Raw genomic sequence first — 2,509 nt, forward strand, 5'->3', positions numbered from 1 at the left:
CGGATCGGGACGCCTCCAGCTTCGTCGCATGGCTGCACGCACACCCTGGGGTGGAAGTGATTGTTCGCGGCCGGGCTGACGTGTATGCCAACGGCGCCAGCCAAGGTGCGAGGAGTGCGGTCCATGTCGCAGACCGTTGGCATCTCCTGCGCAATCTCGGTGACGCCATGTGCGCGGCGGTCGGCGCCCACCATGCTGCTGTCCGACGCGCTGCGATTGCTTGCACATCGACAGGCACAGTTCCGATCGCCCAGGCGCCCGCGAAGCCGTCGACACGGGACGTGAGGAATGCGGCCACGCACGCTCCCCGTCACGCCCGCTACGCGGAGGTCCGACGGCCGGCGGACGCTGGCGCCACGGTCAGCGCGATCGCCCGGCGTTGCACCCTGGATCACAAGACAGTGCGGGCATGGCTGCGCGACGGTGGCCCTGGTACCTGGGCGCGCCCATCGGGCGGCGGGGGTATCCTCGCGCCGCATCTCGAGCATTTGGAGCACCGCTGGGTCGAAGGTCAGCGAAACGCCACGCGCGAGATCGGCGGCCGGGGTTTCTCCGGCGGCCGATCAACGGTGCGGGCGTGGGCCACAAGCCGGCACCGGACGTCCCCGGATCCGCTGGACGCCGGCCCCTTGAAGGCCGACACATGGAAGCCTCCGTCCATCCGGGGCGTGGCGCGCCTTCTGCAGACCGACCAGAAGGAAATTGCCGCCACTGGCACCCGGAGGTCGCCAGAAAGAGGAGGCCGTTCACGATCTCGCGCATGTCGATCGTCCGCGGCCGACCCAAGCGCCGAGCCGCTGGAAGGAGAGGTTCGAGCACCGCCCACTCTGCGTCCGTCGTGTCGCTTAAGTACCGCAAGCCTTTCCGCCGATACTGCGCTCGGGTGACTTCAGTCCACATCGTCTGTCATTCGTCATGCTTCGCAACATCGATCGAATCACAAGAGACTGAAATCACTCAATTCTTTTCGGGTCAGGCTCTGAGAGCGCGCACAGATCGATCCTGCGAGACAGAAATGGAAAAGGCCAGCTCAATGGGAGCAAAAAACGGACGAGAGCGGCAATTGAGCGGCGGCGAAAATCACCGCCGAAACTACGGTATTGCCGCCGCTTGTATCCGTCACTCCCACTCGATGGTGCCGGGCGGCTTGGACGTGATGTCGTAGACAACGCGGTTGACGCCGCGGACCTCGTTGACGATGCGGTTGGACACGCGCGCCAGGAAGTCGTGGGGGAAGGGGTACCAGTCGGCGGTCATGCCGTCGGTGGAGGTCACCGCGCGCAGCGCCAGCACATGGTCGTAGGTGCGGCCGTCGCCCATCACGCCGACGGTCCGGACCGGCAGCAGAACGGCAAAGGCCTGCCAGATCGCATCATAGAGGCCGGCATTGCGGATTTCCTCCAGATAGATCGTGTCGGCCTTGCGCAGAATCTCCAGCTTCTCCGGGGTGATCTCGCCGGGGACGCGGATGGCGAGGCCCGGGCCAGGGAAGGGGTGGCGGCCGATGAAGGCCGGCGGCAGGCCAAGCTCGCGGCCGAGTGCCCGGACCTCGTCCTTGAACAGCTCGCGCAGCGGCTCCACCAGCTTCAGCTTCATCCGCTCCGGCAGGCCGCCAACATTGTGGTGCGACTTGATGGTCACCGACGGGCCGCCGGTGAAGGACACGCTCTCGATCACGTCGGGATAGAGGGTGCCCTGAGCCAGGAACTCCGCGCCGCCGACCTTGGCGCTCTCCTCGTCGAAGACCTCGATGAACAGGCCGCCGATGATCTTGCGCTTCTGTTCCGGGTCGGTGACACCGGCCAGCTTGCCGAGGAACAGGTCGGCCGCCTCGCGGTGGACCAGCGGGATGTTGTAATGGTCGCGGAACAGCCGCACGACCTCTTCCGACTCGCCGGCGCGCATCAGCCCGGTGTCGACGAAGATGCAGGTCAGCTGGTCGCCGATGGCCTCATGGATCAGCACGGCCGCGACCGACGAATCGACGCCGCCCGACAGGCCGCAGATCACCTTGCCCTTGCCGACCTGGGCACGGATCTTCTCGATGGCCTGCTGCTTGAAGGCGGCCATGGTCCAGTCGCCCTTGATGCCGGCGACGCGGTGGACGAAGTTCGCCAGCAGTTGGGCGCCGTGCGGGGTGTGCACCACTTCCGGGTGGAACTGCACGCCGTACAGGCGGCGGCTGTCGTCGGCAATGGCGGCGAAGGGCGCGCCATCGCTGATTGCCACGGCGCGGAAGCCGTCGGGCAGGGCGGTGACGCGGTCGCCGTGGCTCATCCACACCTGTTCCTTCGACCCGATCTCCCACAGCCCGTCGAACAGGGCACAGGGCTCCTTGATCTCGATGAAGGCACGGCCGAACTCGCGGTGGTCGGAGCCGGAAACGGCGCCGCCGAGCTGGTGGCACATGGTCTGCTGGCCGTAGCAGATGCCGAGCACAGGAACCTTCAGGTCGAACACCGCCTGCGGTGCGCGCGGGCCGTTCGCCTCGGTGACGGAGGCCGGCGCC

2 protein-coding genes and 1 pseudogene are annotated in these 2,509 nt (G+C 66.9%); all 3 read right to left on the bottom strand.

The features are described 5' to 3' along the window. The coding region (locus tag I71_RS39095; RefSeq protein WP_042690845.1) for a hypothetical protein at window positions 1-194 on the bottom strand (194 nt) is incomplete at its 3' end. A 502-nt stretch (window positions 195-696) separates the two neighbouring features. Then, window positions 697-900, bottom strand: a pseudogene (locus I71_RS36780) (transposase); the annotation flags it as partial. A 219-nt stretch (window positions 901-1,119) separates the two neighbouring features. Then, window positions 1,120-2,509: glutamine-hydrolyzing GMP synthase (gene guaA / locus I71_RS03800; protein ID WP_042690846.1), on the bottom strand; the 1,390-nt coding region annotated here is incomplete at its 5' end.

It is taken from the genome of Azospirillum sp. B506 (assembly GCF_000333595.1).
GTDB lineage: Bacteria > Pseudomonadota > Alphaproteobacteria > Azospirillales > Azospirillaceae > Azospirillum.